We start from the raw sequence: 25,631 nt of genomic DNA, 5'->3' as shown, positions 1-25,631 counted from the left end.
GGTCCCGGCGTGGCCGGGTGCGGGAGTGTGGTCGAAGGAGAGCCGCTGGACGGGTCAGGCGGCGATGGTGTCCAGGGTCAGTGTGCGTCTGCTGTTCGTGAGAGTGTTGATCGAGCGGTCTTCGGCGGCGGGCAGCCCGCCGGGGGTGTGGTCGGCGAGGACGTGGCCCCGGGTGCGGGCGCGGTCGATGATGTCGGCGGGGGTGGCGCCGGAGAAGTGTTGTCCGAGAAGATCGGTCACATGGTTGAGACGCAGCGCGTCATCGATCGGTTCCGGTGATCTTTTCCCGATGTGGTCGATACCGCGAACGATGGCGTCGACATGTTCGCCGGGCACCGCGCCGTCGACGGCATGCGCCGACAGGGTGGGGAGCAGCGCAAGCGCACCGGAGATACGAACGTAACGCTGCGCCACTGACGGGGCGAAGCCCATGACGATCAACAACTCTCGAGTAGTGCGTCCGTGGTCTTTGGCCACCCGCAGCCGTTCGAGTGTGCCGGTCAGCTGTGCTGCGTGGTGATCGATCAGATTCCGGACCGTGTACAGGGCGCGCATCTCCTCGAAGGCGCTCTGCCCGGTCATGGACGCGTGGTCGTGCGCGACGGCGCGCAGGGCGTCGCCGATGGCGATGAGTGATGCGGTCGATGACATTGCGGCCTCCCGAATGACAGAACAGGACAGCAGGGCTTACGTGTTCTGTGCGACGGGCCGGCAAGTGGACACGGGGCGCGCTTCGTCTTCTTCTTCCTGCTGGTGCCAACACTACGAGATGGCACCGACAAGATCGATCAGAGCGAATTCGCGGCGGGCGGTAGCCGTCATCGCACACCGGACGACATCGTGCCGATCCGACAGATCGGCCCATGCAGCACCTCGGGTAGCTGGTCGTGGTCCGGCGTCGGGCAGCGCCTGGAAGAGTCGGTGGGCGGTCCATCGCCAGGCACGCGCAACCGCGTGATCGAACTCTGCGACATCGTCGGGTGGGACGTGGATCAGGCTGACGCGGGCCAGGATTGCGGCGATTCGGATCTCATCCCGCGGTTACGCCGCCGTGCTCACCGTTTCGGGGTACCGACGACAAAACTCCCGACGTTGCACTCGGTGAGCTCATCGGTGCCGGTGGCCTCGGCGAATGCCGCCGTGTCGCCGTAGCCCTGTGCCACACCGCCCAAACCCATTGCGGTGGAAGTGAGATAGAGCGTCTGGGTCAGGACCCCGACGTGCTTGAGGATCACCGCGTACGGCATCTGCTCGTAGGTCCACATGATCCGGCCGGGTCGCGCGGCGAGGACGAGGAGCACCTGCGGGAGCTGGCCGTCGGCGAGCGTGAGTGAGGCGGGTGCGACGAGCCTGCGCACGGCGGGACTGTCGTACGGCGCCACCGGACGCAGCACGTGCTCGAAGGAATCGTAGTGATACATCCCGGCCGGGACGCCGTCGGCGATGCGCACCACCGCATACACCTCGAGTTCGTAGAGTGACCCACCCGAGGGAAACGGTCGCGACGGGAGTTCCTCGGGGACAGTGCGATTCGCGTTGGTGGTACGGACCGCGCGGGTTCGGGCGCACCGGTGGAGGAGCTCGCCGAGGTGTTCGGTGGTCAGCGGATGCCGATCATCGAAGTCACGCACCGACTTCCGGTCCTCGACGACGGCAGTGAGCGGGGTATCGTCGCGCCGCAATGCTGCGAGGTCGGGTGTGGGCAGGGAGATCGGCTCGCCGTCGTAGGGTTCGCGGCGCGCCGGCAGCGGCTCGAACTCGCCGTCGGCCCACCGGGTCGGTCCGAAATGTGCCCAGCTGGTGCCGCGATCTCCGACGGTGCTGCGCCGGTGGAACCACAGCTCGTGCGGACTCCAACTGCGCGTGGCGAAGTCGTGGTCCTCGGCGCCAGGCTCGACCGCGTGACCCGACCACGCCAGATCGGCGGCCAGCCGGTCGCGGATCTCCGCAGGAAGGGCGGAGGACCCGAGCCCGACGAGCGTCGCGAGAGTCTCCGGGTCGTGGACCGCGACGTCGCACCAGGATCGAGGATGCTCGGCGACGATGTCGGTGCCGTTGCGCCGCACCACGGTGAATCGTGACAGCTCGAACGCGTCCGAGCGTGGGAGCGGGCGGGGCCGGGGCGGCCGGCGAAAGGGGCGTAGCGAGTAGAGATCCCGCCGGCCTGCGGTCACGGTCAGCGAGACCACCCCGGCGGCGACCAGACGGTCGAGCAGGTCGACTGTGTCCGCGTCGGGGTCGTCGGCCGGCCGCAGTGGTCCCTCGTTGAGCGTTCGCAGGGTCGCGATCTGGCCAGGGGACAACCCGTCGAGGCGCTGTTTGGCCGGCAGCAGGACGGCGACGCCGCCGCCACCTAGCAGGCAACGCGCGCCATCGGTGAGGGTGTAGACGGTCTGTGGCGCAGTCGCCGATGTCGGGTTCGTCATCGGGTCGTCAGCCGGCGGCCTTTTCCATCGCCGGATGCATCTTGTCGAGCAGGTACGGGATGGACAGCGGCGTCGGCTCGTTCAGCCCGCCGATCTCGGCGACCGTCAGACGACTCACGGCACCGCTGCGCACCGACCGCAGATTGCGATATCCGGGCAGTTTCTGCAGCGACGACATCAACTGATCGGTATTGGCGGTGATGACCAGCAGGTCGGAATCGAGGAGTGGCACGTTCTCGGTGGAGATGGGGTATCGCGGCTGACCACTGCGTCGATAGCCGGCGACCAGAGCGGGGGCGATGTTCATGCCGAGCGAGCTGAACAAGGAGGTTGCGCCGTCGTTCGGATCGCCGAGGACCTGGATCTGATCGTTCGAGTACATGTAGGCCATCGTGTACGTCTTGGCATTGAGGCCGGGGAGCTCGTTCTTGGTGGCATCGATCTTCGAGTCGACGCCACTGGTGATCTCCTTGGCCTTCTCCGGCTGTCGCAACACGGTTCCCAGGAAGGTGACCATGTCCTGCCAGGGGTCGATCTGCTTGCCGGTGATGCCGGGGATGGTCGGCGCGAGTTTGGAGATCTGGTTGTACATCTCGGGCTGACCGTCGGCCATGTACGAGGTCGCCAGGATCAGATCCGGTTTCGCCTTGGCCACCTGGGCGACGACGTCGTCGGTGCTGATCGCCGTCGAATCCTTGAGCTTGTCACTCGACCACGGCGCGGGCTTGCCGGTGAGGACCTGGATGTTGTCGAGATAGGCCACCGGGGTGACGCCGAACGAGAGTGCGACGTCGATCCATTGCGCGCCGAGGGCGACGATTCGCTTGGGTACGCCGTTGATGGTGACCGAGCCCTTGGAGGTGTTGACCTGGATGGGGGCACCGCCCCCATCGGTTTCGTCCGGCGCACTACAGGCGCTGACTGCCAGCATCGTCGTCACCAGCACGGTGATCATCACGAAGAAAACACGCAACGGACGAGTCATGCGAGCAGCTTAGCCTAAGCTCACCCCGGCGTTTCCGTCGATGGTCGTGATCGCTGTCGGCCCTGGTCCCGGATGCTCAGATCTCCAGGACGACCGGGGCATGGTCGCTGGCACCCTTGCCCTTTCGGGCGCTGCGGTCGACAAAGGCGCCGCGGACGCGGTCGTCGAAGGCGGGGGAGCAGAGCAGGTAGTCGATCCGCATGCCCTCGTCGCGCGGGAATCGGAGTTGGGTGTAATCCCAGAAGGTGTACGCATCGGCGTACGGGCGGGCCGAGTCGTGGAATCCGGCAGCCCGGATTGCTGCCAGGGCGGCCCGTTCGGGTTCGGACACATGGGTCCTGCCGTCGAACTGCGCGGGGTCCCACACGTCCTCGTCGGTCGGGATGATGTTCCAGTCACCGGCCAGGACGATCTGCGCCGCGGGGTCGTGGGCCAGCCACAGTGACCCGATGTCGTGGAGTCTGCGCAGCCAGTCGAGCTTGTACCGGTAATGCGGGTCGTCGAGGGACCGGCCGTTGGGGACGTAGAGGCTCCACACCCGTATCGCGCCGCACCGCGCGGAGATCGCGCGGGCCTCCCGCACCGGTGCGGTGTGTTCGGTACCGAAGCTCGGCTGACCTTCGAAGCCGGTCTCCACCTCGTCGAGACCGATCCGGGAGGCGATGGCGACCCCGTTGAACCCGCCGGTTCCGATATGGGCGACGTCGTAGCCGCCGGCCAGGAAACTCATCAGCGGGAACTCGTCGTCGCGACATTTCGTCTCCTGCATCGCGAGCACGTCGATGTCGTTGCGTTCCATCCAGCCGACGACGGCCTCCGAGCGCGCACGGATGGAGTTCACATTCCAGGTGGCGATGCGCATGTCAGCTCTCGATCAGGGCGACCGGCGAGCCTGCGTCGTGCCAGCGTGTCTCGACCCGTCGACGGCGGGTTGGTGGACTCAGAAGTGCGACGGCGAAGGCGGCGGTCGGGTCGGCGACGTCGCGGTAATGGTCGCGGTAGAACTCGAGGGATCCGGCGAACCAGCGCAGATCATCGGGTTCGTGACTCAGCAGGCGCGGCGCGTTCTCGATCACGGTGAGGTAGGCCGACGGCGCGCGCACGTCCGGTGGAGTCGGGTCGAGGTGGCGCATGCACTCGTCGAACGCGTCGCGGTTGTGCCCGAAATGATCAGGAAACGACCAGGCCCGGGCGAATTCGTCGAACAGCGCGGCGACGGTGGTCATCCGGTCGGCGTCGACGGACCGCACCGTGAGGTCGTCCGGGACCCACGACAACCGGGGCGCGGTGAGCACGCCGGCCACCGGACCGAAACGCCCGGCGGCAGAGACGAATTGTGCCAGCGGGATCGGGGTGTGCTCGGAGCTGGTCACAGGTCGGGCCCCCGGATCTTGACGAAGGTGCGGTAGTGGTCTGCGGTGTACCAGGCGCTGCCGTCGCTACCGGTGACGATCCGCTCGGCGTCGCGGCTCTGCCCGGGTTGTTTGGGGTTGACGTCCCATTCCCGATACGTGATGTGGCGTCCGCGGCCGTCGGTCTCCGGCAGGTTGCCCTCGGAATTGCGGAAGATGTCCCCGCCGCGGGTGCCGGGGGCATCGGCGGCCTCGGGCCAGGTGCCCGCGTCGATCAGAGCGAGGGTGTGCAGGGCGTGTGCGGGTACGGCTCCCGGCGCAGCGGAGCTCGATTGTCCTGATGCAGGCGAGTTCACCGTCGTCGACGAGCCGGCGGTCGTCGACCCGTCGTCGCCTGCGCCGCTGAGGGCCCAGGTCAGCGCCGCCACGACGGCGATGGCCACCACGGTGGCCACCGACAGGATCGCCTGCCGCCGCTTGCTCGCGCTCGCCGCCACCACGTATTTACCCTACGAGACCATCAGATCTCGACGTACCGGTACGTGTGATGCAGGCCGAAACCGAGGGTGCGATACCAGGTCCCGGCGATTCGGTTGTCCGCCTCGACCTGCACATAGGTCCGCTGCGCGCCGTGCTCGGCACCCCAATCGACCAGACGCGACAGCACTGCTCCGGCGAGCCCTTCGCGGCGCCGGGCCGACGAGGTCCACAGCGCGGTGAGACCGAGCCACCGGGTGCCGTCGGTCGACTCGGTGACCGTGGCGCGACCGATGGACACCGGATCGTCGTCGTCGCCGATCGATGCGAAGGCCACCGGTCCGCGCGATGCGGCCACCACCGCCGCGGCGACCTCGACGTCGACGTCGACGCCGCGATAAGCGCGCAGCCATGGGCCCGTCGGTGCGGCGGCCAGCCGGACGGGGACCTCCGAGGTGGCGGCCGGGGCGCCGGCGAGGTCGCGGACCAACATCTGCACCTCGCCACTGCGCGGGCGGCCGTCGATGTGCCCGGCCGGGATGAGCCGCTCGGGGAGCGCGATCATCGTCGGCAGACCGCGAGCCGAGTACCAGCCGCGCATCGCGGCGATCGCGTCGGCATCGGTGTCGGCACCGAACTCCACCGGCACCGCCGAATTCGCGCGTCGGGTGAACCCGCCGCCCGCCCGCAACAGCCAGCCCGACACCATCGCCGATTCGGTGCCCGGCCAGGCCGCCGCAGCGGCTGCCTCGACGGCCCGGATCTCCGAGTTGCGCACCGTCACCCGGGACAGGAGCCGGATGGACGTGACCGCCGCCCGCGGGATGGATTCGGGTGTGCCGTCCCGGTCGATGACCAGCGGATCCCCGTCCGCGCGCAGGATGCCCGTCACGTCCGACTGTGCGGCCGCCGGATCGCCGCGCCAGTCCGTGGGGGTGGCGTCGCCGAGGCGGTAGCGCACGACGATCCGGTCGCCGACGAAGGGCTCGCTCATCGGCGCGACAGCCCGGTCACGGCATCCACGGCTCAGTCCTCGTCGTCGTGCCCGGCGTCGTCGTGCCCGAACGGGTCCTCGACGGCCCCGGGTAGCCAGGTCAATCCCGGCACACCCCAGCCCTGACGCTTGATGGTCTTCTTCGCGGCCCGGGCGTTGCGACCGATCAGCACGTCGACATAGAGAAATCCGTCGAGATGGCCGACCTCGTGCTGCAGCATGCGGGCGAAGAAGCCGGTGCCCTCGATGACGACCTCGTCGCCGTTGCGATCGACTCCGGTGACGCGAGCCCAGTCGGCACGCCCGGTCGGGAACTGCTCGCCCGGCACCGACAGACAGCCCTCGTCATCGTCGTCGGGATCGGGCATGGTCTCCGGGATCTCCGACGTCTCGAGTACCGGGTTGATCACCTCGCCGCGCCGCCGCGCCTCGTACCGTTCGCCCTCCGGGCAGTCGTAGACGAACATGCGTTTGCCGACCCCGACCTGATTGGCGGCCAGGCCGACGCCGTTGGCCGCGTCCATGGTCGCGAACATGTCGTCGAGAAGCGTCACGAGCTCCGCCGCCGGACGACGCTGCGCATCGAGCTCGACGAGTTCGGTGGGGTGATGCAACACCGGCTCGCCGACGATGCAGATCGGGAGGATTGCCATGCCGGACAGATTACCGAGCGACCTCGGGCGGCTCATCCATGTGTCGCCGTGGCGACGGGAGTGGATGTGAGCGTGCCACATCCGGTGAACGGAGTGTCGTGGCGAGTCACACCACGAACCGGCTCGCCGATCGTGGTTAGATGATCACCGAACCACATTGCTGTGATTTGTTCGGCGACCTGAATATCCGGTTCGGTGGAGTTTTGTTCGGGCCGGTGGGTCGGGGGACCATATCCCGCGATGTGATGTGCACGAGGCGATCTTGAGGGAGCGAGATGGACGGCGCAGCTGCGCGAAGCCAGAAGCAGGGCGATCAACCCACACCCACAGACCCCACCCAGACAGACGCTGCCGCCGATGTGACCAATCCCGCCGACCCGCACGAGGTCGGTCCGGATGGCCTGTCCCGTCGTGAGCACGACATCCTCGCGTTCGAACGGCAGTGGTGGAAGTACGCGGGAGCCAAGGAAGAGGCCATCAAGGAGCTTTTCGGGTTGTCGGCCACCCGCTACTACCAGGTGCTCAACGCCCTCGTCGACCGGCCGGAGTCACTGGCCGCCGATCCGATGCTGGTCAAGCGTCTGCGGCGGTTGCGGGCGTCGCGTCAGAAGGCTCGCGCGGCCCGTCGCCTCGGCTTCGAGATCACCTGATCGCACCGGCCTCGCAGCAGCGGCGACCGCGCCCGGCGCACCATCGGATGTGAAGTAAGGTTCTCGGTGATGAATCCTGATCGTGAACCGAGCCGGCTGCCGCTCCGCGCCGGTGCCATGCTGTTGCTGGCGTTGGCCATCGTCTGCATCGGACTGGGTTGGCATTCCGCTGCGACCAGTGGCGACAATCCCGAGCAGGACCTGCAGGAGGCCCAGCGCCAGGTGACGTCGGCAGCGGCACCGAGCGCGGCATCGGCCTCCGCGTCACCGTCGACCGGCGCGTCGGCCGACACGCCGGAACTGTGCGTTTTCAACGCGGGTTCGGTGTCGGGCCTGGCCGGCCAGGTCGCCGACGATCTGAAGGCCAAGGGTTTCCAGACCGCCTCTCCCGGCAACATCACCACGTCGTCGATCACGGAGAACACGATCTTCTATGACGACGGCCAGAAGGCGGCCGCCGACGAGGTGGCGGCAGCACTCGGCGGCGATGCGAGCGTTGAGTCCCGCCCGTCGTCGTTCACGCAGTGCGCGGACGGTATCCCGGTCGTCGTGGTCACCCGATGACGCCGGCTCGACCCGTGCCCCGATGACAGTCCGCCAGACCAGGGTCCGTTCAGATCACAAGGAGTGACATGACCGTCAGATCGAAACCCGGCAATTCGACCCGTCGCACGTTGGCCGTGCTGGCCGCAGCAGGCATCGTCGGCGCGGCGTTGGCCGCATGTACTCCCGACGAGCCGGCGACCGACACACCCGGCACCACCCCGTCGGTGGTGACCGGGAACCAGGCGCCTCCCGGTGCGGTCGACGACGCCGACGGCGCAGGCAATTCACCCCAGGGGGACGCAACCGCGAACCTGATCGACGACAGCGGCAAGTCGATCGGCGAGGCGACGTTCACGCCGAGCGGGTCGTCGGTCAAGGTCACGGTGCGCGTGAACGCCGAGAGCGGAATCCCGGCAGGCTTCCACGGCATGCACATCCACCAGAACGGCGTCTGCCAGACCGGCGGCAGCGAGGCGTTCTCGAGCGCAGGCGGCCACCTCCAGGTCGCCGGGCACACCGGTCATCCGTCCAGTGGAGACCTCGTGTCCATCAACGTCCTGAAGGACGGCACCGGCGAGACGGTCACCACCACCGACGCGGTGGACCTGGGCCAGATCGTCGGGAAGGCGATCGTCATCCACGAGAAGGCGGACAACTTCGCCAACATCCCCACCCGATACGCTCCGGCGCCGGACGAGCAGACGATGAAGACCGGCGATGCGGGTAATCGGCTGGCGTGTGGGGTCATCGAGGCCCACGAGTGATCCGATGCGGGTCTGATCCGCTGTCATGATCACGCCGATCGAGTTCGACGGTTCACCGACCCCGTCGCTGGGGGTCGAATGGGAATTCGCCCTCACCGACAAGGTGTCCGGCGATCTGTCGAACTCGGCCGCGGATCTGTTCGCGCTGGTGTCCGAGCGGGTGCCGGAGCGTCGCGGCAAGGTACACAAGGAACTCCTGCGCAACACCGTCGAGATCGTCACCGGTGTCTGCCGTGACACGCCCGAGGCGATCGCGGATCTGTCCGCCACACTCGACGGCGTCCGCGGCCTCACCGAGGAACTCGGTGTCGATCTGTACGGTGCGGGCACCCACCCGTTCGCCGAGTGGTCGACGCAGTTGCTCACCGAGGGACACCGATACGCGGAGCTGATCGAGCGCACCCAGTGGTGGGGACGTCAGATGCTGATCTGGGGCGTGCACGTGCACGTCGGGATCAGCCACCGCGACAAGGTGTTACCGATCCTCGGCGCTCTGCTGAACTACTATCCGCACCTGCTGGCGCTGTCGGCGTCGTCGCCGATGTGGGCAGGGCAGGACACTGGTTACGCCAGCAACCGCGCGATGATGTTCCAGCAGTTGCCGACGGCGGGTCTGCCGTTCCAGTTCGGTACCTGGGCCGAGTTCGAGGGCTTCGTCACCGATCAGATGACCACCGGCATCATCGATCACCTCAACGAGATCCGATGGGACATCAGGCCGTCGCCGCACCTGGGCACCATCGAGGTCCGGGTGTGCGACGGGATGACCAATCTCGGCGAGCTGTCGGCGCTGGTCGCGCTGATCCATTGTCTCGTCGTCGATCTCGATCGGCGGCTCGAGGCGGGCGAGGACCTGCCCCAGATGGCGCCGTGGCTGGTTCAGGAGAACAAGTGGCGCGCAGCGCGATACGGGCTGGACGCCATCGTCATCCTGGATTCGGACTGCACCGAGCGCCTGGTGACCGACGATCTCGCCGACGTACTCACCCGGCTCGCACCGGTGGCCCAGGACCTGAACTGCGTCGACGAACTCTCTCGCGTCGCCGACATCGCCACCCGCGGTACGAGTTACCAGCGCCAGCGGGAGGTCTATCGACGCACCGGTGACCTGCGGTCGGTGGTGAACTCGGTGGTCGGCGAGCTGGAGTGACGGTCGGGTCCGGGCGCGTGGCATCGCGCCCGCGCTAATCGCGGGTGCCGGACTCCATGTCCTCGCGTGCGATGAGACCGTCGCGTGCCCGTTGCTCCTGATAGACCAGCCTGCCGATGCGGTGCGCGATCACCGGCGCGGTGATGAGGGCGAACAGGCAGGCCAAGACCAGCATCCCGACGTCGACGTTGCGGCCGAGGCGGATCATCGCGCCGATCAGGACCAGTAGCAGGCCGAAGGTCTGCGGCTTGGTCGACGCGTGCATACGGCTCAGCGTGTCCGGGAAGCGCAGCATGCCGATCGAGGTGGTCAGCGCCATCGTCGCCCCGAGGAGCAACAGCACCGACGAGATGATGTCACCGATCATGTCTCGTCATCCCTCACTCGGAAACGGGCGATGGCCACCGACCCGACGAAACTCACCAGCGACAGCGCGACGATGGCCGGGACCACCGTCGAGTCGCGGCTGTACGCGGCCCACGCACCGAGTCCGCACATACACAGTGCGATGACCGTGTCGAGCGCGACGAGCCGGTCCAGCGTGGTGGGACCGCGCAGGACGCGAATGGTGGTCAGCACCGCGGCGATCATCAACATCGCACTCACGATCACCCAGACGTAGGTCATCGCTCACCCCCGTTCGCCCGTGCGACGCGGTGGTAGTCCTCGTCGATTCCGTGGTACGGACTCGGATGCCACTCGCTGTCGCGCTCGAACGCCCGGATGAACGCCCGCTCGACGAACGCGACCTGCTTGCGGAACGCCACCAGACGCTTCTCGTTGCGGACGTCGAAGACGTGGATGTAGAGCATGCGCCTGCGGTGGTCGATCTCGAGCACCATGGTGCCGGGCACCAGGTTGAGGTAGTCCACGGCCAGGGTGAGGACCAGATCGGATTTGATCGCCAGACGGACCCGCACCACCGCGCCGAGCGGTGGCTTTCCCGGTCGGATCGCCGCCCACGCCACCTGGGCGCTTGAGATGAAGAAGTCGACGATCAGCCGTCCGATCAGGACGAGCAGTCCGATCGGGTGGATGCGTCCCTCGACCGGCACTCGCGGCAGCGGCAACAGGGTGACGATGGCGGTCGCCAGCACCAGACCGCCGATGATGTTGGCCCACGAGATGGTGCCCCAGAGCAACACCCAGACAAAGGTCAGCCAGGCCAGGCTCCAGAGCCGGACCGCGACCTCGCGGCCATCGCTCCCGAGCCAGCGCGGGATGCGCACCCGATCACGGACCCAGACGTAGCCACTCACCACGTTCCAGAAGATGAAGAGCAGAGACACTCGCCAGGCGGTGATGATGCGTGCGCGCACCGGACGCGCCGCGGACTGGTTCTTCATCGGCCGTCACCTCCGAGTACAGCCTGCATGTAGATGCCGCGGTCGGCGATGTCGGCGGCCGCCCGATCGGTGAAACCGATGATCGGACCTGCCCAGAGGGTCAGCACGAGTCCGGCCGCGACCATCACCGCGGTCGGGATGACCATGCCGATCGGCATCCGGCCGACGTCGGCCCGATCGTCGAAGGCGATGTCGGTGCTCTCGTCGATCAGGGCCGACGGGGCTTTGTCGGCCAGATCGCCCTCCGGCGCATCCGCGCGGGCACGCCAGAAACCCTTGGTCCACACTCGTGCCATGACATAGAGCGTGAGCAGGCTCGTCACCACGGAGCCGACGACCAGCACCCACGCCAGCACAGAGCCGTCCTGGGCGCCGGCCTCGAGGAGTGCGACCTTGCCGATGAATCCGGAGAACGGCGGGATGCCACCGAGATTCAGGGCCGGGATCAGGAACAGCGCGGCGAGTACCGGGGTCGCGATGAGCCCGCCCAGCCTGCGCAGCGACGACGACCCGGCCTGACGCTCGATGAGTCCCACCACCAGGAACAGCGTGGTCTGCACGAGGATGTGGTGGGCGACGTAGTAGATGGCCGCCGACAACCCGAACCGCGACGACAATGCGATGCCGAACACCATGTAGCCGATATGGCTGACCAGGGTGAACGACAGCAGTCGTTTGATGTCGGACTGTGCGATCGCGCCGAAGATACCGATCAACATGGTGAGCAGCCCCGCGATCAGGAGCACGTTGTCCATCGACCCACCCGGGAACAGCAGGGTGTGGGCCCGGATGATCGCGTACACGCCGACCTTGGTGAGCAAGCCGGCGAACACCGCGGTGACCGGCGCGGGGGCGGTCGGGTAGGAGTCGGGCAGCCAGGTGGACAGTGGGAACACCGCTGCCTTGATGCCGAAGGCGACGAGCAACACGGCGTACAACGCGTTGCGGGTGCCGTCGGGCACGTGATCGAGGCGGGCGGCCATCTCGGCGAGGTTGAGCGTTCCGGTGGTCGCGTAGGCGAAGGCGATCCCGGACAGGAAGATCAGCGACGAGACCATCGACACCATCACATACGACGCGCCTGCGCGCACTCGCTCGGGACTGGCCCCCAGCGTGAGCAGCACGAAGCTCGCCGCGAGCAGGACCTCGAACGACACATACAGGTTGAACAGGTCCCCGGAGAGGAAGGCGTTGCACACACCGGCGGTCAGGATCAGATAGGTGGGCAGGAAGATCGACACCGGCTGCTGCGACGTCCCGTCGCGGATACCCTGGCCGACCGCGTAGACGACGACGCACAGCAGCACGATGGTCGACACCACCAGCATCAGGGCGGCGAGCTGGTCGACGACGAGCGTGATGCCGAGTGGTCCGTTCGGGAAGCCCTTGTCGCCCCAGCCGCCGATGGTGACGGCGAACGTGCCGTGTGCGTTGGTCAGGTAGAGCAACAGGCATGATGCGATGAACGCCACCGAGATCGCGCCGACCGCGATCGCCCGCTGGAAGCGCGGGCTTCGTCCACCGAGCAGGGTGAGAGCGGCCGCCACGATCGGCACCAGCGTGGGCAGGGTGATGAGCACCGGGACCCACGACGTCTGCGGGATCATCGGTGGGCTCCATCGGTCGGGTCGGAGGTGGTGCTCGCGGATTCGCCGTCGTCGACGTTCTCGTCGACCACGTCGGCGTCTTCGGGCATCAGGTCGGTCTCGATCATCTCCGCGTGCCGGGCCGCGAACTCCTCCGGTGTGAGCGGATTGCCCTGGTCGTCATAGAGGTCGCCCGCTGCGGTGTCGGCCAGGGTGACCGGGTCGTCGCTGCGGTCGCGGTCAGGAGCGGTGTTCAGCGACCCGCTGAGGATCTTCACGTCCTCGGTGTCGTCCTCGAGGTCGTCGTCGTCGCGGTTGATCACGAAGAGGCGGTAGACCAGCGACAGCACGAAGGCGGCGACGCCCATGGTGATGACGATGGCAGTCAGGATCATCGCCTGCGCCAACGGATCGGCATCGGCGGCGCGGCTCTCCGACGACCGGCCCAGGATCGGCGGGTTCCCCGTGCCTCCGGACACCACGAGGATCAGCAGATTGATCGCGTTGCCGCACAACAGGAGTCCGAACAGCATGCGGATCAGGCTGCGTTCCATCAACAGATAGGCGCCGCAGGCCGCCAGCACGCCGATGACGATCAGCAGTCCGAGGTTGATGCTCACTGCGGCACCTCCCCCACGGTCGAGCGCACGGGCGCGGGGGTGTTGTCGGCGGCCGTGGACTCGACGTCGAGGCGGGCGCCGAGGCTGCGCAGGACGTCGAGGACCAGACCGACCACGATGAGGTAGATGCCGAGGTCGAAGAAGAGCGCGGTGACGAGCTTCACGTGGCCGAGGACGGGCAGCGTCATCTCGAAGACCGCCGACGACAGGGCTGGCGCGCCGAGCAGCAACGAGGCCACCGCAGTGCCCGCGGAGACCGCCAGCCCCGCACCGAGGATGCGTCCCGGCTCGATGGGCAGCGCCTCGCCGAGTTCGTATCGTCCGCCGGCGAGATACCGCAGCACCAGCGCCAGGCCCATGGTGAGTCCACCGGCGAAGCCGCCGCCGGGCGCGTTGTGACCCGCGTAGAAGAAATAGACCGACAGCACGACCATGGTCGGGAAGATCAGTCGAGTGGTCGCCTCGAGCACCATCGAGCGGTGTCGCGGGTCACGGAAATCGCTGCCCAGCAGCCATCGGGTGCGGTCCGGTGGGATCGGGTCGTCGACATCCTCACCGTTGATCCCGGCCTGCAGGCGAGCGGCATCGGCGACGCGAGGGGCCGCACCGAACCGCCGGTTGCGGAACACCATCGACGCCACGCCGGTTGCCGCGACGATGAGCACGGAGATCTCGCCGAGGGTGTCCCAGGCCCGGACGTCGACCAGCAGCACGTTGACCGCGTTGGCGCCGTGGCCGAACTCGTAGGCAGCGGCCGGGATGTCGACGTGCAGCGGCTGCTCGGACCGTGCGGCCGCCGCGAACAGGCCGATGATCACCAGCGACGCGCCGAACGCGACGCCGATGAGAGCGCGTAGCGGTTTGAATCCGGTGGCGTGACGGGGTTCGGGTTCGGCAGGCAGTTTGCGCAGCACCAGCACGAAGATCACCAAGGTGAGCGTCTCCACCAGGAACTGGGTGAGCGCGAGGTCGGGTGCGCCGTAGAGGGCGAAGAGCATGCCGGAGCCGTAGCCGGTGAGCCCGACGACGAGGGTGGCCGCGAGACGATTGCGCAGCAGGACCGCGGCCACTGCGGCGACCGCGATGATGGCGCCGATCACGAACTGCACCGCGGTGTCGAACCCGGCGATCTCCAGGCGCGTCCGCGACCCCCAGCCAAGCGCCGCGATGGGCACCACGATCGCCGTCGACAGGATCACGCCCTGCGTGATGGGCAGTGAGCCGCGCTGCGTGTTGCGGGTCAGCAGCAGGGAGAGGGTGTCGGCGGTGCGCAGGGTCGCGTCGTAGATGCGGTCGGCGTTGAGGATCGGGCGGTACCGGAAGAGCTGTTCACGCAGGCGCCGGGTCAGCAGGAACAGCAGCGCCCCGCCGACGATCACGATGATGGAGAACACGACCGGCAGCCCGAAGCCGTGCCACATCGCGAGGTGCTCGAGCTCGTGACCGTAGCTCGGGAGGGTCTGCGCGTACGGCTCGAACAGGTCACCGACCAGCGGACTGAAGATGCCCGCCGCCACGCCGCCGATCGCCAGGAGGATCGGGGCGGCCAGGAACATCGGCGTCGGCGGATGCATCTTGGCGACCGCCGGGCTCGGTGTGGAGCGGACCTTGCGGCCGAACGCACCCCAGAGGAACCGGCACGTGTAGGCGAAGGTGATGACCGAACCGACCAGCAGGACGATGTCGATCGTCTCGGACTGCCACGGCACATAGGCGCCGGAGTCCCACACCGACCCGAAGGCCGTCTCCTTCCCGACGAAACCGATGGTCAGCGGCAACCCGGCCATGCTGGCCCCGGCCACCGCCGCGGTCAGCGCGAGCACCGGCAACCGGTGGCCGAGCCGGGCCAGCTTGCGGATGTCGCGGGTACCGGTCGAGTGGTCGATGATGCCCACGACCATGAAGAGCGCGGCCTTGAACAACGCGTGCGCGACGAGCATCGTGATACCGGCCATGGCGACGTTCGCATCGCCGATGCCGACCAGGACTGCCAGGAAACCGAGCTGGGAGACCGTTCCGAACGCGAGCACGAGTTTGAGGTCGAGTTCGCGCAGGGAGCGCCATCCGCCGAGGACCATCGTCACCATGCCGAGGACGACGACGGCGATGTGCCAACTCGGCGTCGTCGAGAAGGCCGGGGCGAGGCGCGCGATCAGATAGATGCCCGCCTTGACCATGGCCGCCGCGTGCAGATAGGCGCTGACCGGGGTCGGCGCGGCCATGGCACCGGGAAGCCAGAAGTGGAACGGTACGATCGCGGACTTGCTCAGCGCGCCGATGAGCAACAGGACCACCGCACAGTCGATGTAGGCGCTGCTGGCGGGCGGATCGGCCAGGATGTCCGAGAGGAGGTAACTGCCGGCGCGTTCGCCCAGCATGATGATGCCGACGAGCATGGCAAGGCCACCTGCGGTGGTGACCAGCAGCGCCTGGGTCGCGGCGCGGCGCGCGGTGGCGCGGATGCCGTAGAACCCGACCAGCATGAACGACAGCACCGTTGTCAGTTCCCAGAACACATAGAGAACCAGCATGTTGTCGCTGACCACCAGGCCGAACATGGCCGCCGCGAAGGCGATCATCTCGCCGCCGAACACGGCGACACGTGGCCGGGCATCGTCGAAGTAGTGGGCGCAATAGCAGAGCACGAGCGCGCCGACACCGAGGATGAGGACCGACAGGATCGCGCTCAGGGTGTCGAACCTGGTGACGATGTCCATCTGCAGGACCGGCACCCATTTCACCGTCTCGACGACGGGCGGCTGCCCCTGCTGCGGCCAGTTGACGATCACCCAGATCAGAGCGCCCGCCGGAGCGAGTGCGAGGACGTAGAAACCCCGGGTACCCAGCCACGTGATCACCGGGGGCGCGAGCAGCGCGCAGAGCGCGAGCGCAGCCAACACGGAGATCAAGTGGGCACACCGTCTTTCGCAGATTCGGGCGGGGTGTCACGGGCAACGCCCGCCCGCTCTACCTTACCGTTGCTGGCATGATGCGCTTCGACAGGCTGTCAATGCTGCTCGCGGTCGTGTTCGCGGCCGCGCTGCTGATGACCGGTTGCGGGTCCGACGGCGACGACGCACCCGACGGTGCGGCATTGCCGAAAGACTTTCCCACCGGGCAGGTCCCGTTGGTCGACGGCACTGTGCTGACGGCCGACGGAACTCGCGCAGACGGATGGTCGGTGACCGTGCAGGGTGGCCGTGACTCGGGGAATGTCCTCGAGAACGCCGTGACCTCTCTCACCGATGCCGGCTTCACCGAATCCCAGCGCAGCTCCGACGGCGGGCAGAAGGTGGTGATCCTGTCGGCCGAGAAGGCGGGCGCCACCTACTGGGTGCAGGTGGGCACCGCCGCGGGGGCGGCCGGTGGCGGGGCGTCGGTGTTCTATCAGATCAGCGTCGACTGACAGGTTCGCTGTCCGATTGGTCCGATCTCACAGTGAACTGACAGGTGCGGGGCAGGGCACGGTCAGTCGGCGACCGCAGGGTGGATGTCTCTTTCACCTGTCGTAGAAAGTGAGATCAACACCGATGTCCACACCACAGGGGGCGACGATCGCCTCGACCGAGCAGCCGGCCGAGCACGCCACGGCACCAGGACCCGACGCCACGCCGACCGACGTGTTCGGCCAGGCCGGACCGCAGGGAGATCGCCCTGCCCCGACCACCGTGGTCACCGACAAGCTGCGTAACGCGGTCATCGCGGGCGGTATCGGGATCGCCGTCGTGTTCGCGCTGATCGGGTTCGGTGCCGGCTACTTCGCCGGCAACTCGTCGTCGTCGGACCAGGGTCCTGGCATGAACATGCCGGGCGGCACCATGCCGGGCGGTGGCATGGGATCCGGCGGCCAGGGCGGTATGGGCCAGATGCCCGGCGGCCAGGGTCAGATGCCGGGTGGTCAGAGTGGCCAGAGTGGGATGGGTCAGATGCCGGGTGGTCAGGGTGGAATGGGCCAGATGCCGGGTGGTCAGGGTGGAATGGGTCAGATGCCGGGTGGTCAGGGTGGAATGGGCCAGATGCCGGGCGGCCAGGGTGGTTTGGGCCAGATGCCCGGCGGCCAGACGGGCCAGGGACAGATGCCCGGTCAGACCGCGCCCACCCAGGGGTCGACCACGTCCTGACGTGCTCCCCGCTCAGGGCGGGAGCAGCGAGGTGACGGGAGCCGCATGGCCTCCGACCTCGTGTGCAGCGGTGCCGACCGTCGTGCACCGCTGCACACGACCCGGCTCGTCAACGACGGCCGCCCTCTCCACGCCCTCGGGTGGTCGCGCTACTCCACACGCCGCTCGGCGTATGCGCGTAGGTTCTCCACCTGCGCCGCGTCCAGAGACGGACGGACCCGCGCGCGTGCCTCCGCCACATCCGCCGGGCCCACGGTCGCGGCGTCGATGTCGCGCCGCATCGCCGACAGTGCTGCCTCGCGCAACAACGCCGAACAATCGGCTGCCGAATAGCCGTCGAGGTCGTCGGCCAACGCCTGGAGATCCACACCGTCGGCCAGCGGCACATTGCGGCCCGAGGCGCGCAGGATCTCGGCACGAGCGGCCGCATCCGGCGGCGGCACGAACACCAGACGTTCGAGACGGCCCGGCCGCAACAGCGCCGGATCGATCAGGTCCGGCCGGTTGGTGGCCCCGAGTACGACCACATCCTGCAGCGGTTCCACGCCGTCGAGCTCGGTCAGCAGGGCGGCCACCACACGATCGCCGACGCCTGAATCGGAGGACTGACCGCGTCGCGGCGCCAGGGCGTCGATCTCGTCGAGGAAGATGAGCGAGGGCGCCGACTCACGCGCCCGATCGAACAGATCACGCACCGCCTTCTCCGACGACCCGACCCACTTGTCCATCAGTTCCGCGCCCTTGACCGTGTGCACCGACAGCCGGCCCGATGCCGCCAGCGCCCGCACCACGAACGTCTTGCCACAGCCCGGTGGACCGAACAGCAGCACACCACGCGGCGGTTCCACACCGAGCCGGGTGAAGGTGTCCGGATGCTGGAGCGGCCACAGCACAGCCTCGGTCAGCGCCTGCTTGGTCTCCACCATGTCGCCGACCTCGTCGAGGGTGAGCGACCCCAGCGCCACCTCCGGTGAATCCATCCGCGAGACCGGGCGGATCACCTCGAGTGCCCCGACCAGGTCGTCGGTACGCAGCGCGATGCGTGGCTTGTCGTCGGCAGGGGTCTCATTCGGCCCGCTCGCTTCGCTCCCGGCGCCGGTGTCATTCGGCCCGCTCGCTTCGCTCCCGGCGCCGGTGTCATGTGGCCCGCTCGCTTCGCTCCCGGCGCCGGTCACCCGAGCGGCCGCGCGCAACGCGGCCTCCCGTGCCAGCGCGGCCAGATCGCCTGCGACAAAACCCGGGGTGCGCGAGGCGATCAGGTCGAGGTCGAGGTGACCTTCGGTGGGGACGTCGGTGAGGATGACGCCCAGCAGCCGGGCACGCGTTGCCATGTCGGGCAGACCGATGATCAGCTCCCGATCGCACAACGACGGATCGCGCAGCCGACTGTCGAGACGCACGGACTCGGCGGTCGTCGCGATCAACGCGATCGTGCCGCCGGGATCACCCGGAGCCGTGTGGCCGCGGTCGGCGATCGCGGCACGCAACTCGTCGAGGATCAGTGTGGAGACCGGTTCGGCAGGCGCGGGTTCCCTCGGCGCGGGCAACAGCGCGTCGACGTCGGTGATCAACAGGACACCGCCGCGCTCACGGAGATCGGCGATCGCCGACCGCACGGCCTCGAGTCGGGCGCCGGCCTCCAGCGCACCGACGGTCGGTCCGTCGATCGTCGTCACCCGGCGATCCGCGCACACCGACCGGGCCATCGTGGCCTTGCCACCACCTGCGGGACCGGTGACCAGGACACCCAGACGAGGTGCGGCCCCCAGCGTCCTCAGCACCTCCGGCTCGTCGAGGGTGATCGTCAGCCACTCGGTGAGTCTGGCGACCTGGCCGTCGAGGCCGACCAGGGTGGAGACCGGGCGGATCACGGTGGTCGACGACGATCTGTGCGAGGTGACACCGGGCGTGGTCGTGCTCCCGGAGGTCCGGCGTGCCGGCGCCGACGGCTGTGACGCCGCGAATCCCAGCGCCGTCGGCGGGGTCGGCGACGACGGTTTCCCGGCATCGTCGCCCGCCCACAGAACGGCGGTGTTGGTCTGCACGCTGACCGGTCCGGCCGGATCGGTGGCCGCGACCGTCAGGAGCTCATTGGTCCAGGTGATGCCGACCGACACCGCGAGGGCGCGGGTGGCCGCACCGGCGGTGAACTCCGGTCCGAGATCCCGCGGCAGCAACGACACCGCGTCGCCGACCGAGATCACCTTGCCGAGCAGTGCGCGTCGCAGCGTCGGTTCGTCGACCGACCGCGTGGCGAGCGCCGAACCCGACACCGTGATGCGGGTGGCGCCGTGCACCTGCACCGGTGCCACCACCACCGAAGCGTTCTCCCGGACGCCCGCGTTCGAGAATGTGATGTCGTCGAGCAGCGCGGTCCCGGTCGGCGTCCCGGGACCGGCCTCCGCGACGACCGCCGCAGTCACCCGGGCCCCGGTGATCGCGACCGCATCCCATTCACGCAGGCCCAGCGCGGTGAGCACCTCGGAGTGGACACGTACGATCCCGCGCCGCGCATCGGCGGCCGACGGGTTCACCCGTGCCGTCAGGGTGAGCTGGACGCTGCCCGGCATCAGTGATTCTCCTGGCTCGACGGGTCGGCAGCAGACTCGGACGGCGACTCGGACTCGGACGGCGACTCGGACTCGGACGGGGGCGCGACGTCGGCGGCCGTGTCGTCGGGAACGGCGATCACACCGGTCGGACGCCGGAGCCCGAGCCTGGCCTGCGACTTGCCGCCGGTGGTCAGCCGTCGCCTGCGCCCCGGCTGCGCACGGGCGATGGCCCGACGCTGCGCTCGGCGTTCGGCGGGGTGATCCTCCCAGTGTTCGGGACGCTCGGCGACCCAGCGCCGGTTGCGCCACGCGAACGGGATGTGCAGCAGGTAACCGACGATGGCGACGATCATCAGGACGTACGGGAACGTCAGCAAGAGCGCCGCGCCGATGGCGACGACGATGAGCAGGCCGGCCAGCGCACGCGGCGGCACCGACGCCGCCTTGAGAGACGCCGTCGGCACCCGGCTGACGGCCAGCAGCGCCACGAACACCAGCCATCCGCCCACCACGGGTACCGAGGTCCACCACCCAGAACCGAACTGCTGCGACAACCCGATCGGCAGCAGCGCGATGATCGCGGCCGCGGGTGCCGGCACGCCGACGAAGAAGTCGCGGGTGAAGCCCGGTGCCTCGTCATCGTCGAGCAGGGTGTTGAACCGCGCCAGACGAAGCACGATCGCGCAGCAGTAGATCAGGGTGAACGCCCAGCCGATGTCCTCGTCGGGCATCAGGTGCAGGTACACGATCAGCGCCGGCACGACCCCGAAGTTGATGGCGTCGGCGAGCGAGTCGATCTCGGCGCCCATCCTGGTGGTGGCGCCCATCATCCGCGCGACGCGGCCGTCGAGGCCGTCGAGCAGGGCCGCGGCCACCACGAGGCCCATGGCCGCGTTGATGTCGCCGGTGCCTGTCACCCGGATGGCCGTCAGACCGGCACAGATCGCGAGGATCGTGAGGGCCGACGGTACGAACATGCGGCCGACAGCGGCCTGTTTGGCGAAGCGGGCGCGTTCGGACTGCGCCCGGGTCGGTGGGTGTGGCGAGGTCGCGGTGCTGCGGGCGCGTCGCGTCGCATGGGTCGTCGGGGTGCGATGCGACGTCGAGCGCTCAGGCCTGCGGGCGTTCGGCATGGCTCAGTCCAGGGCCGCGAAGACGGTTTCGGCACCAACCGCACGTTGCCCGACGCGCACCTGCGGAACCGACCCGGCGGGCAGGTAGACGTCGACGCGCGACCCGAATCGGATCAGCCCGTATGTGTCCCCGACGGTGATGCGCTCTCCGACGACGGGATCGCAGACGATGCGTCGGGCGAGCAGCCCGGCGATCTGGACGACGGCGATGTCGCGGGTGGTCTGTGGCCCGACCGGGCAGCTCAGTGTCATGGTCGTGCGCTCGTTGACGCTGCTGGCCTCCGGGAGATCTGCCGACACGAACGATCCGGGCGTGTGCGTCACCGAGGTGACGGTGCCCGTGATCGGCACCCGCTGGACGTGCACGTCGAAGATGGACAGGAACGTCGACACCCGCGGCAGCGGATCGTCGCCCAGACCTGCCTCGGGTGGCGGTACGGCCTCGTCGACCAGAGCGATGGTGCCGTCGGCAGGCGCCACGACCGCACCGGTGGTGGTCGGTGGCACGCGGGAGGGGTGGCGGAAGAATGCGGCGCAGGCGGCAGCGGTGAGTGCGGCCGGCCGGGCGATCCACGGGTGGCGGCGTCCGATGATCGCGATCGCGGCGGGTCCTGCGACAAAGGGCAGTCCCGCCCGGTGAACCGGGGGAACGGTCTCGCGCGCCAGGTCGATGAGATGACCTGCTCCGCTGCGCGTTCCGTCCGGACGCGGGCGCCTGGCCACCATCAACCTCCTGTTGCGACAAACGGGTGTGCGTTCGGCACGTGCGGGCCCGCTCGTCTCAGCTTAGAGCGTGCCCGGCGGCGGCCCCGGTCTCATCGCGCGTCGGCGACTTCCGGCACTGCACAACGATGTCCCGGCGCCCCCGACATCTCACAGCACGATGACGTCGACTGCAGACCCGGCGGCCACCGACTCGGTCGCGGCCGGGACGTCGATCAACGCGTCTGCCCTGGCCAGGTAGCGCAGGTGGTGTGAAGCGGGCGGGCCGATCGGATCCACGACGGGAGTGCCGCCGTCGCCGTTGCCGAGGACCCCGCGCAAGAACTGGCGTTTTCCTCCGGGGGAGCGGATGTCGGTGGTGAGGCGTGCGGTGATCCGCGGTCGCTCGGACGGCAATCCCATCGCCGCGCGCAGCGGCGGGCGGATGAACACCTCGAACGACACGAGTGAACTCACCGGATTGCCCGGCAGCGTGACGATCGGAACCCGACGACCGCCCGGGGCGGAGTAGTGACCGCATCCCTGTGGCATCCCGGGTTGCATCGCGACCTTGGTGAACTCGACGCCGGTGCCGGTCAGGGCATCTTTCACCACTTCGAAGGCGCCCGCACTCACCCCACCCGAGGTGATGATGACGTCTGCGTCGTCGCTGATCTCGTCGAGTCGTGACCGGAAGGCATCCACGTCGTCGGTGACGTAGTGCAGGTGTGTGGCGTCGGCGCCCGCCTCGCGTGCCGATGCCGTCAGCATCGGACCGTTGGACTCGTAGATCTGTCCGTAGCGCAGCGGCTCTCCGGGCGTCACCAGTTCGGAGCCGGTGGACAGCACGACGACCCGCAACCGTGGCCGCACCGACACCTCGGTGATGCCGAGCGCGGCGAGCAGGCCGATCTGGGGAGGGCCCAGGCGGATGCCCGCGGGTATCGCCGCCTCGCCGGCCTCGATGTCGGAGCCGGCCCGGCGGATATGTCTTCCCGGCGGCACCGACATCCGGATCGCAACCCGGTCGACCGCGCCGTCGGTGGCCTCCACTGGGACCACGGCATCGGCACCCAGAGGTATCGGCGCGCCGGTCATGATCCGATGAGCGGTCCCCGGGGCCAGCGTCAGCCGGTCGGTACGTCCCGCCGGGATATCCTGCTCCACCGGCAGTCGGACCGGGAATTCGTCTGTGGCCGAAGAGATCTCATCGGCGATGACGGCATACCCGTCCATCGCCGAGTTGTCGAATCCGGGCAGTCCCATCGGTGCGACGACCTCGGTCGCCGTCACGCATCCGATGGCATCGGCGACACGGGCAGTCGCGGGATCGGGGCTACCGAACAACGCGGCGACAATGGCCTGGTGATCCGACACCGATCGCATCCGCCCAGCATGCCATCCGGGCCCGTCGACCGTGCAGGGTGCCGCTGACGGGTCTAGATTTTTGGGCATGACTCTCGGGCTGCTGCTGGACATCGACGGGGTGATGGTCACCTCGTGGAAAGCGCTGCCGGGAGCGGTGGAGGCGGCTGCCGAACTGACTGAGCAGGGCTATCCGCGGATGTTCCTGACCAACACCACCTCGCGCTCCCGTGGTGAGATCGCCCAGGCACTCAACGACTGCGGTTTCGACGTCGCCGCCGACGAGATCCTCACCGCGGCCAAACTGACCGCTGAATACCTCACCGCGAATCATCCGGGCAAGCGGGCCTGGGTGCTCAACGAGGGCCCCATCGCCGAGGACATGACCGGGGTCGAGCTGATCGACGAACCGAGCCGGGCGCAGGTCGTGGTCCTCGGCGGCGCGGGGCCGGTGTTCGATCACCGCGCGTTGTCGCAGGTTCTCGAGCTGCTGGTCGCCGGGGTGCCGGTGGTCGCGATGCATCGGTCCATGACCTGGTCAACCGCGGACGGCCTCAGTATCGACACCGGCGTCTACCTGGAGGGGCTGGAGAAGGCGGCAGGACGGAAGATCAAGGCGATCGGCAAGCCGTCGCCGCTCGGGTTCCGTGCCGCGGTCGAACTCATGCAACTCGAGCCCACGCAGGTCGTGATGGTGGGCGACGACATGCACAACGATGTGCTCGGTGCCCAGGCCGCCGCCCTCATCGGGGTGCTCGTGCGAACGGGGAAATTCCGTGAGGACGCGCTGCGGGCACTGCAACGCGACGAGTTCGGCCCGGTTCCCGACCACATCGTGGACTCGATCGCGGACCTGCCCGCCCTGATGCAGAAGCTCGCCGACCGCTAGCTCCCGCCGGTCGAGTAGCCGGGCCAACTCCGCCGGTCGAGTAGCCGGGCGATCCCCATCCCGCCGGTCGAGTAGCCGGGCCACCTCCGCTGGTCGAGTAGTCGGGCCACCTCCGCCGGTCGAGTAGCCGGGCGATCCCCATCCCGCCGGTCGAGTAGCCGGGCCACCTCCGCTGGTCGAGTAGTCGGGCCACCTCCGCTGGTCGAGTAGCCGGGCGAGCGTAGCGAGCCCGGCGTATCGAGACCCCCGTCAGGCCGCCCGAGTCGCCGACGACTCCGCGGTCCGCTTGATCTTCTCGAGGGTCTCGGCCATGCCCAGCTTGAGTTCTGCCTCGAAGTTGGTTGTGCCGCCCATCATCTTGTCGACCAGGAACGACGACACCTTGGTGGTGCCGTTGCCGACCTCACGCTTCTCGGTCAGGCGAACGCCCGCACCGGACGGCTCGATGGTGTAACTCCACACCGTGCGGTTCTCGGCCACGCGGAACGCCAGTTCCTTGGCGGGGGAGAAGCGGACGACCTTCGCCGTCGTCGGCCACACCAGCGGGCCACGACGATTGATGTTGAACGACCGCGTGCCCAATCCGACGGTTCCGCCCCGGATGATCATCTTCTTGCACTGCGGGCTCCACTCGCCCATGCGCTTGAGATCGGAGATCACCGCCCATACGTCCTCTGCGGAGGCGTTGATGTCGATGGATTCCTCGATCAGCGGCGCGGCCATGGTGTTCCCCTCGGTGTCGTCGACCAGTCAGCGATGACCCTAAGAGCTTATTGAGCAACCGTCAATAGCCGACGAACCTCGTCGATCGGAAACGGGCGGCCGCGCGGTCTCGGCACGCCGGCCTCGCCCGTCAGAAACTCAGCGCGGCGCCGATCACGGCGCCGACCCCGACGAACACGGCACCGCAGATCCAGCCGGCCGGATGCTCGTCGTCGTCGAGCAGCAGGGTGCCGAGCTTTCCCGGGGTCAGCCAGTCGATCAGCACGAACGACCACATCATCACCGCGATGGCCAGCACCGTGTACGCGGCCGTGTACAGCACGCCGCGCCACAGTTCGAGCGTCACCGAGTCGCGCACCCCGGCGACCATGACGATGGACAACCCGATCACCTGTGCGGTCGCCAGCATCACCGCGTTCCGGTTGTGATCGAGCCAGATCAGGTTGCGCAGACGGCCGGGCGTGACGAGATCGAGGGCCGCGAACCCGAGGACGAGGACCGCGATCCCGACGATGCTGTACGCGGCGGCGGATCCGAGATTGTCGCGCAGTGGATCCATCGTCGCTCCCGTCCCTGATCACCTGCCGCCAGGTGTCG

Annotated in this window: 27 protein-coding genes; 7 read left to right on the top strand and 20 right to left on the bottom strand. The window is 68.3% G+C overall.

What is annotated here, in order from left to right; all coding sequences use genetic code 11:
- Positions 1-54: 54 nt before the first annotated feature.
- The 8 genes from IDF66_RS09730 to IDF66_RS09695 all read right to left on the bottom strand — a co-directional run bounded on the left by IDF66_RS09730 (position 55) and on the right by IDF66_RS09695 (position 6,887).
- Positions 55-651 (bottom strand): hypothetical protein, encoded by a 597-nt coding sequence (locus IDF66_RS09730; RefSeq protein WP_190266688.1) that lies wholly within the window; start codon positions 649-651, stop codon positions 55-57.
- A gap of 404 nt (positions 652-1,055) precedes the next feature.
- A complete protein-coding gene (locus IDF66_RS09725) occupies positions 1,056-2,426 on the bottom strand; it encodes a SagB family peptide dehydrogenase (protein WP_190266687.1) in 1,371 nt (456 codons plus the stop codon).
- A 7-nt stretch (positions 2,427-2,433) separates the two neighbouring features.
- Positions 2,434-3,411, bottom strand: coding sequence for an ABC transporter substrate-binding protein (locus IDF66_RS09720; protein WP_190266686.1), 978 nt, complete (start codon positions 3,409-3,411; stop codon positions 2,434-2,436).
- Positions 3,412-3,487: 76 nt separating this feature from the next.
- Positions 3,488-4,273, bottom strand: a complete 786-nt coding sequence (locus IDF66_RS09715) for an exodeoxyribonuclease III (RefSeq protein ID WP_190266685.1) — start codon at positions 4,271-4,273, stop codon at positions 3,488-3,490.
- A gap of 1 nt (position 4,274) precedes the next feature.
- On the bottom strand, positions 4,275-4,784 hold the full coding sequence (locus tag IDF66_RS09710; RefSeq protein WP_190266684.1) for a barstar family protein: 510 nt from the start codon (positions 4,782-4,784) through the stop codon (positions 4,275-4,277).
- Entirely contained in the window at positions 4,781-5,263 is a 483-nt protein-coding gene (locus IDF66_RS09705) for a ribonuclease domain-containing protein (RefSeq protein ID WP_317628647.1), read from the bottom strand. Before IDF66_RS09705 ends, IDF66_RS09710 begins: the two co-directional genes overlap by 4 nt.
- Before the next feature lie 20 nt (positions 5,264-5,283).
- Positions 5,284-6,234, bottom strand: coding sequence for an N-acetylglutamate synthase, CG3035 family (locus IDF66_RS09700; RefSeq protein WP_190266683.1), 951 nt, complete (start codon positions 6,232-6,234; stop codon positions 5,284-5,286).
- 32 nt (positions 6,235-6,266) lie between these two features.
- Positions 6,267-6,887 (bottom strand): peptide deformylase, encoded by a 621-nt coding sequence (locus IDF66_RS09695; protein ID WP_190266682.1) that lies wholly within the window; start codon positions 6,885-6,887, stop codon positions 6,267-6,269.
- A 275-nt stretch (positions 6,888-7,162) separates the two neighbouring features.
- Here IDF66_RS09695 and IDF66_RS09690 point away from each other — a divergent pair, with 275 nt between their 5' ends.
- The 4 genes from IDF66_RS09690 to IDF66_RS09675 all read left to right on the top strand — a co-directional run bounded on the left by IDF66_RS09690 (position 7,163) and on the right by IDF66_RS09675 (position 9,997).
- Entirely contained in the window at positions 7,163-7,537 is a 375-nt protein-coding gene (locus IDF66_RS09690; RefSeq protein ID WP_164307741.1) for a DUF3263 domain-containing protein, read from the top strand.
- Between the two features lie 69 nt (positions 7,538-7,606).
- On the top strand, positions 7,607-8,101 hold the full coding sequence (locus tag IDF66_RS09685) for a LytR C-terminal domain-containing protein (protein WP_164307740.1): 495 nt from the start codon (positions 7,607-7,609) through the stop codon (positions 8,099-8,101).
- A gap of 68 nt (positions 8,102-8,169) precedes the next feature.
- Complete coding sequence (sodC, locus tag IDF66_RS09680; RefSeq protein ID WP_190266681.1) at positions 8,170-8,847, top strand: superoxide dismutase[Cu-Zn]; 678 nt, start codon at positions 8,170-8,172, stop codon at positions 8,845-8,847.
- 25 nt (positions 8,848-8,872) lie between these two features.
- Positions 8,873-9,997: a glutamate--cysteine ligase gene (locus tag IDF66_RS09675; protein ID WP_190266680.1), complete on the top strand. Its 1,125-nt coding sequence runs from the start codon at positions 8,873-8,875 to the stop codon at positions 9,995-9,997.
- 34 nt (positions 9,998-10,031) lie between these two features.
- Here the strand turns inward: IDF66_RS09675 and mnhG are convergent, their stop codons facing one another.
- The 6 genes from mnhG to IDF66_RS09645 are packed head-to-tail and all read right to left on the bottom strand — an operon-like array spanning position 10,032 to position 16,458.
- Positions 10,032-10,364 (bottom strand): monovalent cation/H(+) antiporter subunit G, encoded by a 333-nt coding sequence (mnhG, locus tag IDF66_RS09670; protein ID WP_164307737.1) that lies wholly within the window; start codon positions 10,362-10,364, stop codon positions 10,032-10,034.
- On the bottom strand, positions 10,361-10,624 hold the full coding sequence (locus IDF66_RS09665; RefSeq protein ID WP_164307736.1) for a monovalent cation/H+ antiporter complex subunit F: 264 nt from the start codon (positions 10,622-10,624) through the stop codon (positions 10,361-10,363). Before IDF66_RS09665 ends, mnhG begins: the two co-directional genes overlap by 4 nt.
- Positions 10,621-11,343, bottom strand: coding sequence for a Na+/H+ antiporter subunit E (locus IDF66_RS09660; protein ID WP_190266679.1), 723 nt, complete (start codon positions 11,341-11,343; stop codon positions 10,621-10,623). The genes IDF66_RS09665 and IDF66_RS09660 overlap by 4 nt, the downstream gene beginning before the upstream one ends.
- A complete protein-coding gene (locus tag IDF66_RS09655; protein ID WP_190266678.1) occupies positions 11,340-12,950 on the bottom strand; it encodes a Na+/H+ antiporter subunit D in 1,611 nt (536 codons plus the stop codon). Before IDF66_RS09655 ends, IDF66_RS09660 begins: the two co-directional genes overlap by 4 nt.
- Entirely contained in the window at positions 12,947-13,549 is a 603-nt protein-coding gene (locus tag IDF66_RS09650; RefSeq protein ID WP_190266677.1) for a Na(+)/H(+) antiporter subunit C, read from the bottom strand. Before IDF66_RS09650 ends, IDF66_RS09655 begins: the two co-directional genes overlap by 4 nt.
- Positions 13,546-16,458, bottom strand: coding sequence for a Na+/H+ antiporter subunit A (locus IDF66_RS09645; RefSeq protein ID WP_190266676.1), 2,913 nt, complete (start codon positions 16,456-16,458; stop codon positions 13,546-13,548). Before IDF66_RS09645 ends, IDF66_RS09650 begins: the two co-directional genes overlap by 4 nt.
- Positions 16,459-16,535: 77 nt before the next feature.
- On the opposite strand from IDF66_RS09645, the gene IDF66_RS09640 reads away from it, so the two are divergent.
- Together IDF66_RS09640 and IDF66_RS09635 are read left to right on the top strand one after the other, a co-directional pair.
- The gene (locus IDF66_RS09640; protein ID WP_164307731.1) at positions 16,536-16,955 is read left to right on the top strand and encodes a hypothetical protein; all 420 of its coding nucleotides are present in this window, start codon (positions 16,536-16,538) and stop codon (positions 16,953-16,955) included.
- A 124-nt stretch (positions 16,956-17,079) separates the two neighbouring features.
- A complete protein-coding gene (locus tag IDF66_RS09635; protein ID WP_190266675.1) occupies positions 17,080-17,670 on the top strand; it encodes a hypothetical protein in 591 nt (196 codons plus the stop codon).
- Between the two features lie 149 nt (positions 17,671-17,819).
- Here the strand turns inward: IDF66_RS09635 and IDF66_RS09630 are convergent, their stop codons facing one another.
- The 4 genes from IDF66_RS09630 to moeA form a co-directional block, all read right to left on the bottom strand.
- Positions 17,820-20,240, bottom strand: coding sequence for an AAA family ATPase (locus tag IDF66_RS09630; protein ID WP_190266674.1), 2,421 nt, complete (start codon positions 20,238-20,240; stop codon positions 17,820-17,822).
- Positions 20,240-21,355: a CDP-alcohol phosphatidyltransferase family protein gene (locus IDF66_RS09625; RefSeq protein ID WP_190266673.1), complete on the bottom strand. Its 1,116-nt coding sequence runs from the start codon at positions 21,353-21,355 to the stop codon at positions 20,240-20,242. The genes IDF66_RS09630 and IDF66_RS09625 overlap by 1 nt, the downstream gene beginning before the upstream one ends.
- Before the next feature lie 3 nt (positions 21,356-21,358).
- On the bottom strand, positions 21,359-22,078 hold the full coding sequence (locus IDF66_RS09620) for a phosphatidylserine decarboxylase (protein ID WP_190267417.1): 720 nt from the start codon (positions 22,076-22,078) through the stop codon (positions 21,359-21,361).
- Positions 22,079-22,228: 150 nt separating this feature from the next.
- A complete protein-coding gene (gene moeA, locus IDF66_RS09615; protein WP_190266672.1) occupies positions 22,229-23,443 on the bottom strand; it encodes a molybdopterin molybdotransferase MoeA in 1,215 nt (404 codons plus the stop codon).
- A 67-nt stretch (positions 23,444-23,510) separates the two neighbouring features.
- Here moeA and IDF66_RS09610 point away from each other — a divergent pair, with 67 nt between their 5' ends.
- On the top strand, positions 23,511-24,311 hold the full coding sequence (locus IDF66_RS09610) for an HAD-IIA family hydrolase (RefSeq protein ID WP_190266671.1): 801 nt from the start codon (positions 23,511-23,513) through the stop codon (positions 24,309-24,311).
- A gap of 249 nt (positions 24,312-24,560) precedes the next feature.
- Here the strand turns inward: IDF66_RS09610 and IDF66_RS09605 are convergent, their stop codons facing one another.
- Together IDF66_RS09605 and IDF66_RS09600 are read right to left on the bottom strand one after the other, a co-directional pair.
- On the bottom strand, positions 24,561-25,034 hold the full coding sequence (locus tag IDF66_RS09605; protein ID WP_190266670.1) for an SRPBCC family protein: 474 nt from the start codon (positions 25,032-25,034) through the stop codon (positions 24,561-24,563).
- A gap of 130 nt (positions 25,035-25,164) precedes the next feature.
- Complete coding sequence (locus IDF66_RS09600; protein ID WP_190266669.1) at positions 25,165-25,593, bottom strand: DUF350 domain-containing protein; 429 nt, start codon at positions 25,591-25,593, stop codon at positions 25,165-25,167.
- Between the last annotated feature and the right edge of the window lie 38 nt (positions 25,594-25,631).

Origin of the sequence: Gordonia hankookensis, from assembly GCF_014673215.1 — a bacterium.
Lineage (GTDB): Bacteria > Actinomycetota > Actinomycetes > Mycobacteriales > Mycobacteriaceae > Gordonia > Gordonia hankookensis.
Note: the sequence above shows the minus strand (reverse complement) of the source record. Positions and strands in the feature narration are given on the sequence as shown.

Bases quoted from the DNA above. Each gene is read 5' to 3' on its own strand.
- IDF66_RS09665 (WP_164307736.1), bottom strand. From the start codon at position 10,624: ATGACCTACGTCTGGGTGATCGTGAGTGCGATGTTGATGATCGCCGCG.
- IDF66_RS09690 (WP_164307741.1), top strand. From the start codon at position 7,163: ATGGACGGCGCAGCTGCGCGAAGCCAGAAGCAGGGCGATCAACCCACA.
- IDF66_RS09715 (WP_190266685.1), bottom strand. From the start codon at position 4,273: ATGCGCATCGCCACCTGGAATGTGAACTCCATCCGTGCGCGCTCGGAG.
- IDF66_RS09720 (WP_190266686.1), bottom strand. From the start codon at position 3,411: ATGACTCGTCCGTTGCGTGTTTTCTTCGTGATGATCACCGTGCTGGTG.
- sodC (WP_190266681.1), top strand. From the start codon at position 8,170: ATGACCGTCAGATCGAAACCCGGCAATTCGACCCGTCGCACGTTGGCC.
- IDF66_RS09685 (WP_164307740.1), top strand. From the start codon at position 7,607: ATGAATCCTGATCGTGAACCGAGCCGGCTGCCGCTCCGCGCCGGTGCC.
- IDF66_RS09700 (WP_190266683.1), bottom strand. From the start codon at position 6,234: ATGAGCGAGCCCTTCGTCGGCGACCGGATCGTCGTGCGCTACCGCCTC.
- IDF66_RS09610 (WP_190266671.1), top strand. From the start codon at position 23,511: ATGACTCTCGGGCTGCTGCTGGACATCGACGGGGTGATGGTCACCTCG.
- IDF66_RS09625 (WP_190266673.1), bottom strand. From the start codon at position 21,355: ATGCCGAACGCCCGCAGGCCTGAGCGCTCGACGTCGCATCGCACCCCG.
- IDF66_RS09730 (WP_190266688.1), bottom strand. From the start codon at position 651: ATGTCATCGACCGCATCACTCATCGCCATCGGCGACGCCCTGCGCGCC.
- IDF66_RS09725 (WP_190266687.1), bottom strand. From the start codon at position 2,426: ATGACGAACCCGACATCGGCGACTGCGCCACAGACCGTCTACACCCTC.
- moeA (WP_190266672.1), bottom strand. From the start codon at position 23,443: ATGCGATCGGTGTCGGATCACCAGGCCATTGTCGCCGCGTTGTTCGGT.
- IDF66_RS09675 (WP_190266680.1), top strand. From the start codon at position 8,873: ATGATCACGCCGATCGAGTTCGACGGTTCACCGACCCCGTCGCTGGGG.
- IDF66_RS09635 (WP_190266675.1), top strand. From the start codon at position 17,080: ATGTCCACACCACAGGGGGCGACGATCGCCTCGACCGAGCAGCCGGCC.
- IDF66_RS09600 (WP_190266669.1), bottom strand. From the start codon at position 25,593: ATGGATCCACTGCGCGACAATCTCGGATCCGCCGCCGCGTACAGCATC.
- IDF66_RS09660 (WP_190266679.1), bottom strand. From the start codon at position 11,343: ATGAAGAACCAGTCCGCGGCGCGTCCGGTGCGCGCACGCATCATCACC.
- IDF66_RS09630 (WP_190266674.1), bottom strand. From the start codon at position 20,240: ATGCCGGGCAGCGTCCAGCTCACCCTGACGGCACGGGTGAACCCGTCG.
- IDF66_RS09640 (WP_164307731.1), top strand. From the start codon at position 16,536: ATGATGCGCTTCGACAGGCTGTCAATGCTGCTCGCGGTCGTGTTCGCG.
- IDF66_RS09655 (WP_190266678.1), bottom strand. From the start codon at position 12,950: ATGATCCCGCAGACGTCGTGGGTCCCGGTGCTCATCACCCTGCCCACG.
- IDF66_RS09695 (WP_190266682.1), bottom strand. From the start codon at position 6,887: ATGGCAATCCTCCCGATCTGCATCGTCGGCGAGCCGGTGTTGCATCAC.
- mnhG (WP_164307737.1), bottom strand. From the start codon at position 10,364: ATGATCGGTGACATCATCTCGTCGGTGCTGTTGCTCCTCGGGGCGACG.
- IDF66_RS09605 (WP_190266670.1), bottom strand. From the start codon at position 25,034: ATGGCCGCGCCGCTGATCGAGGAATCCATCGACATCAACGCCTCCGCA.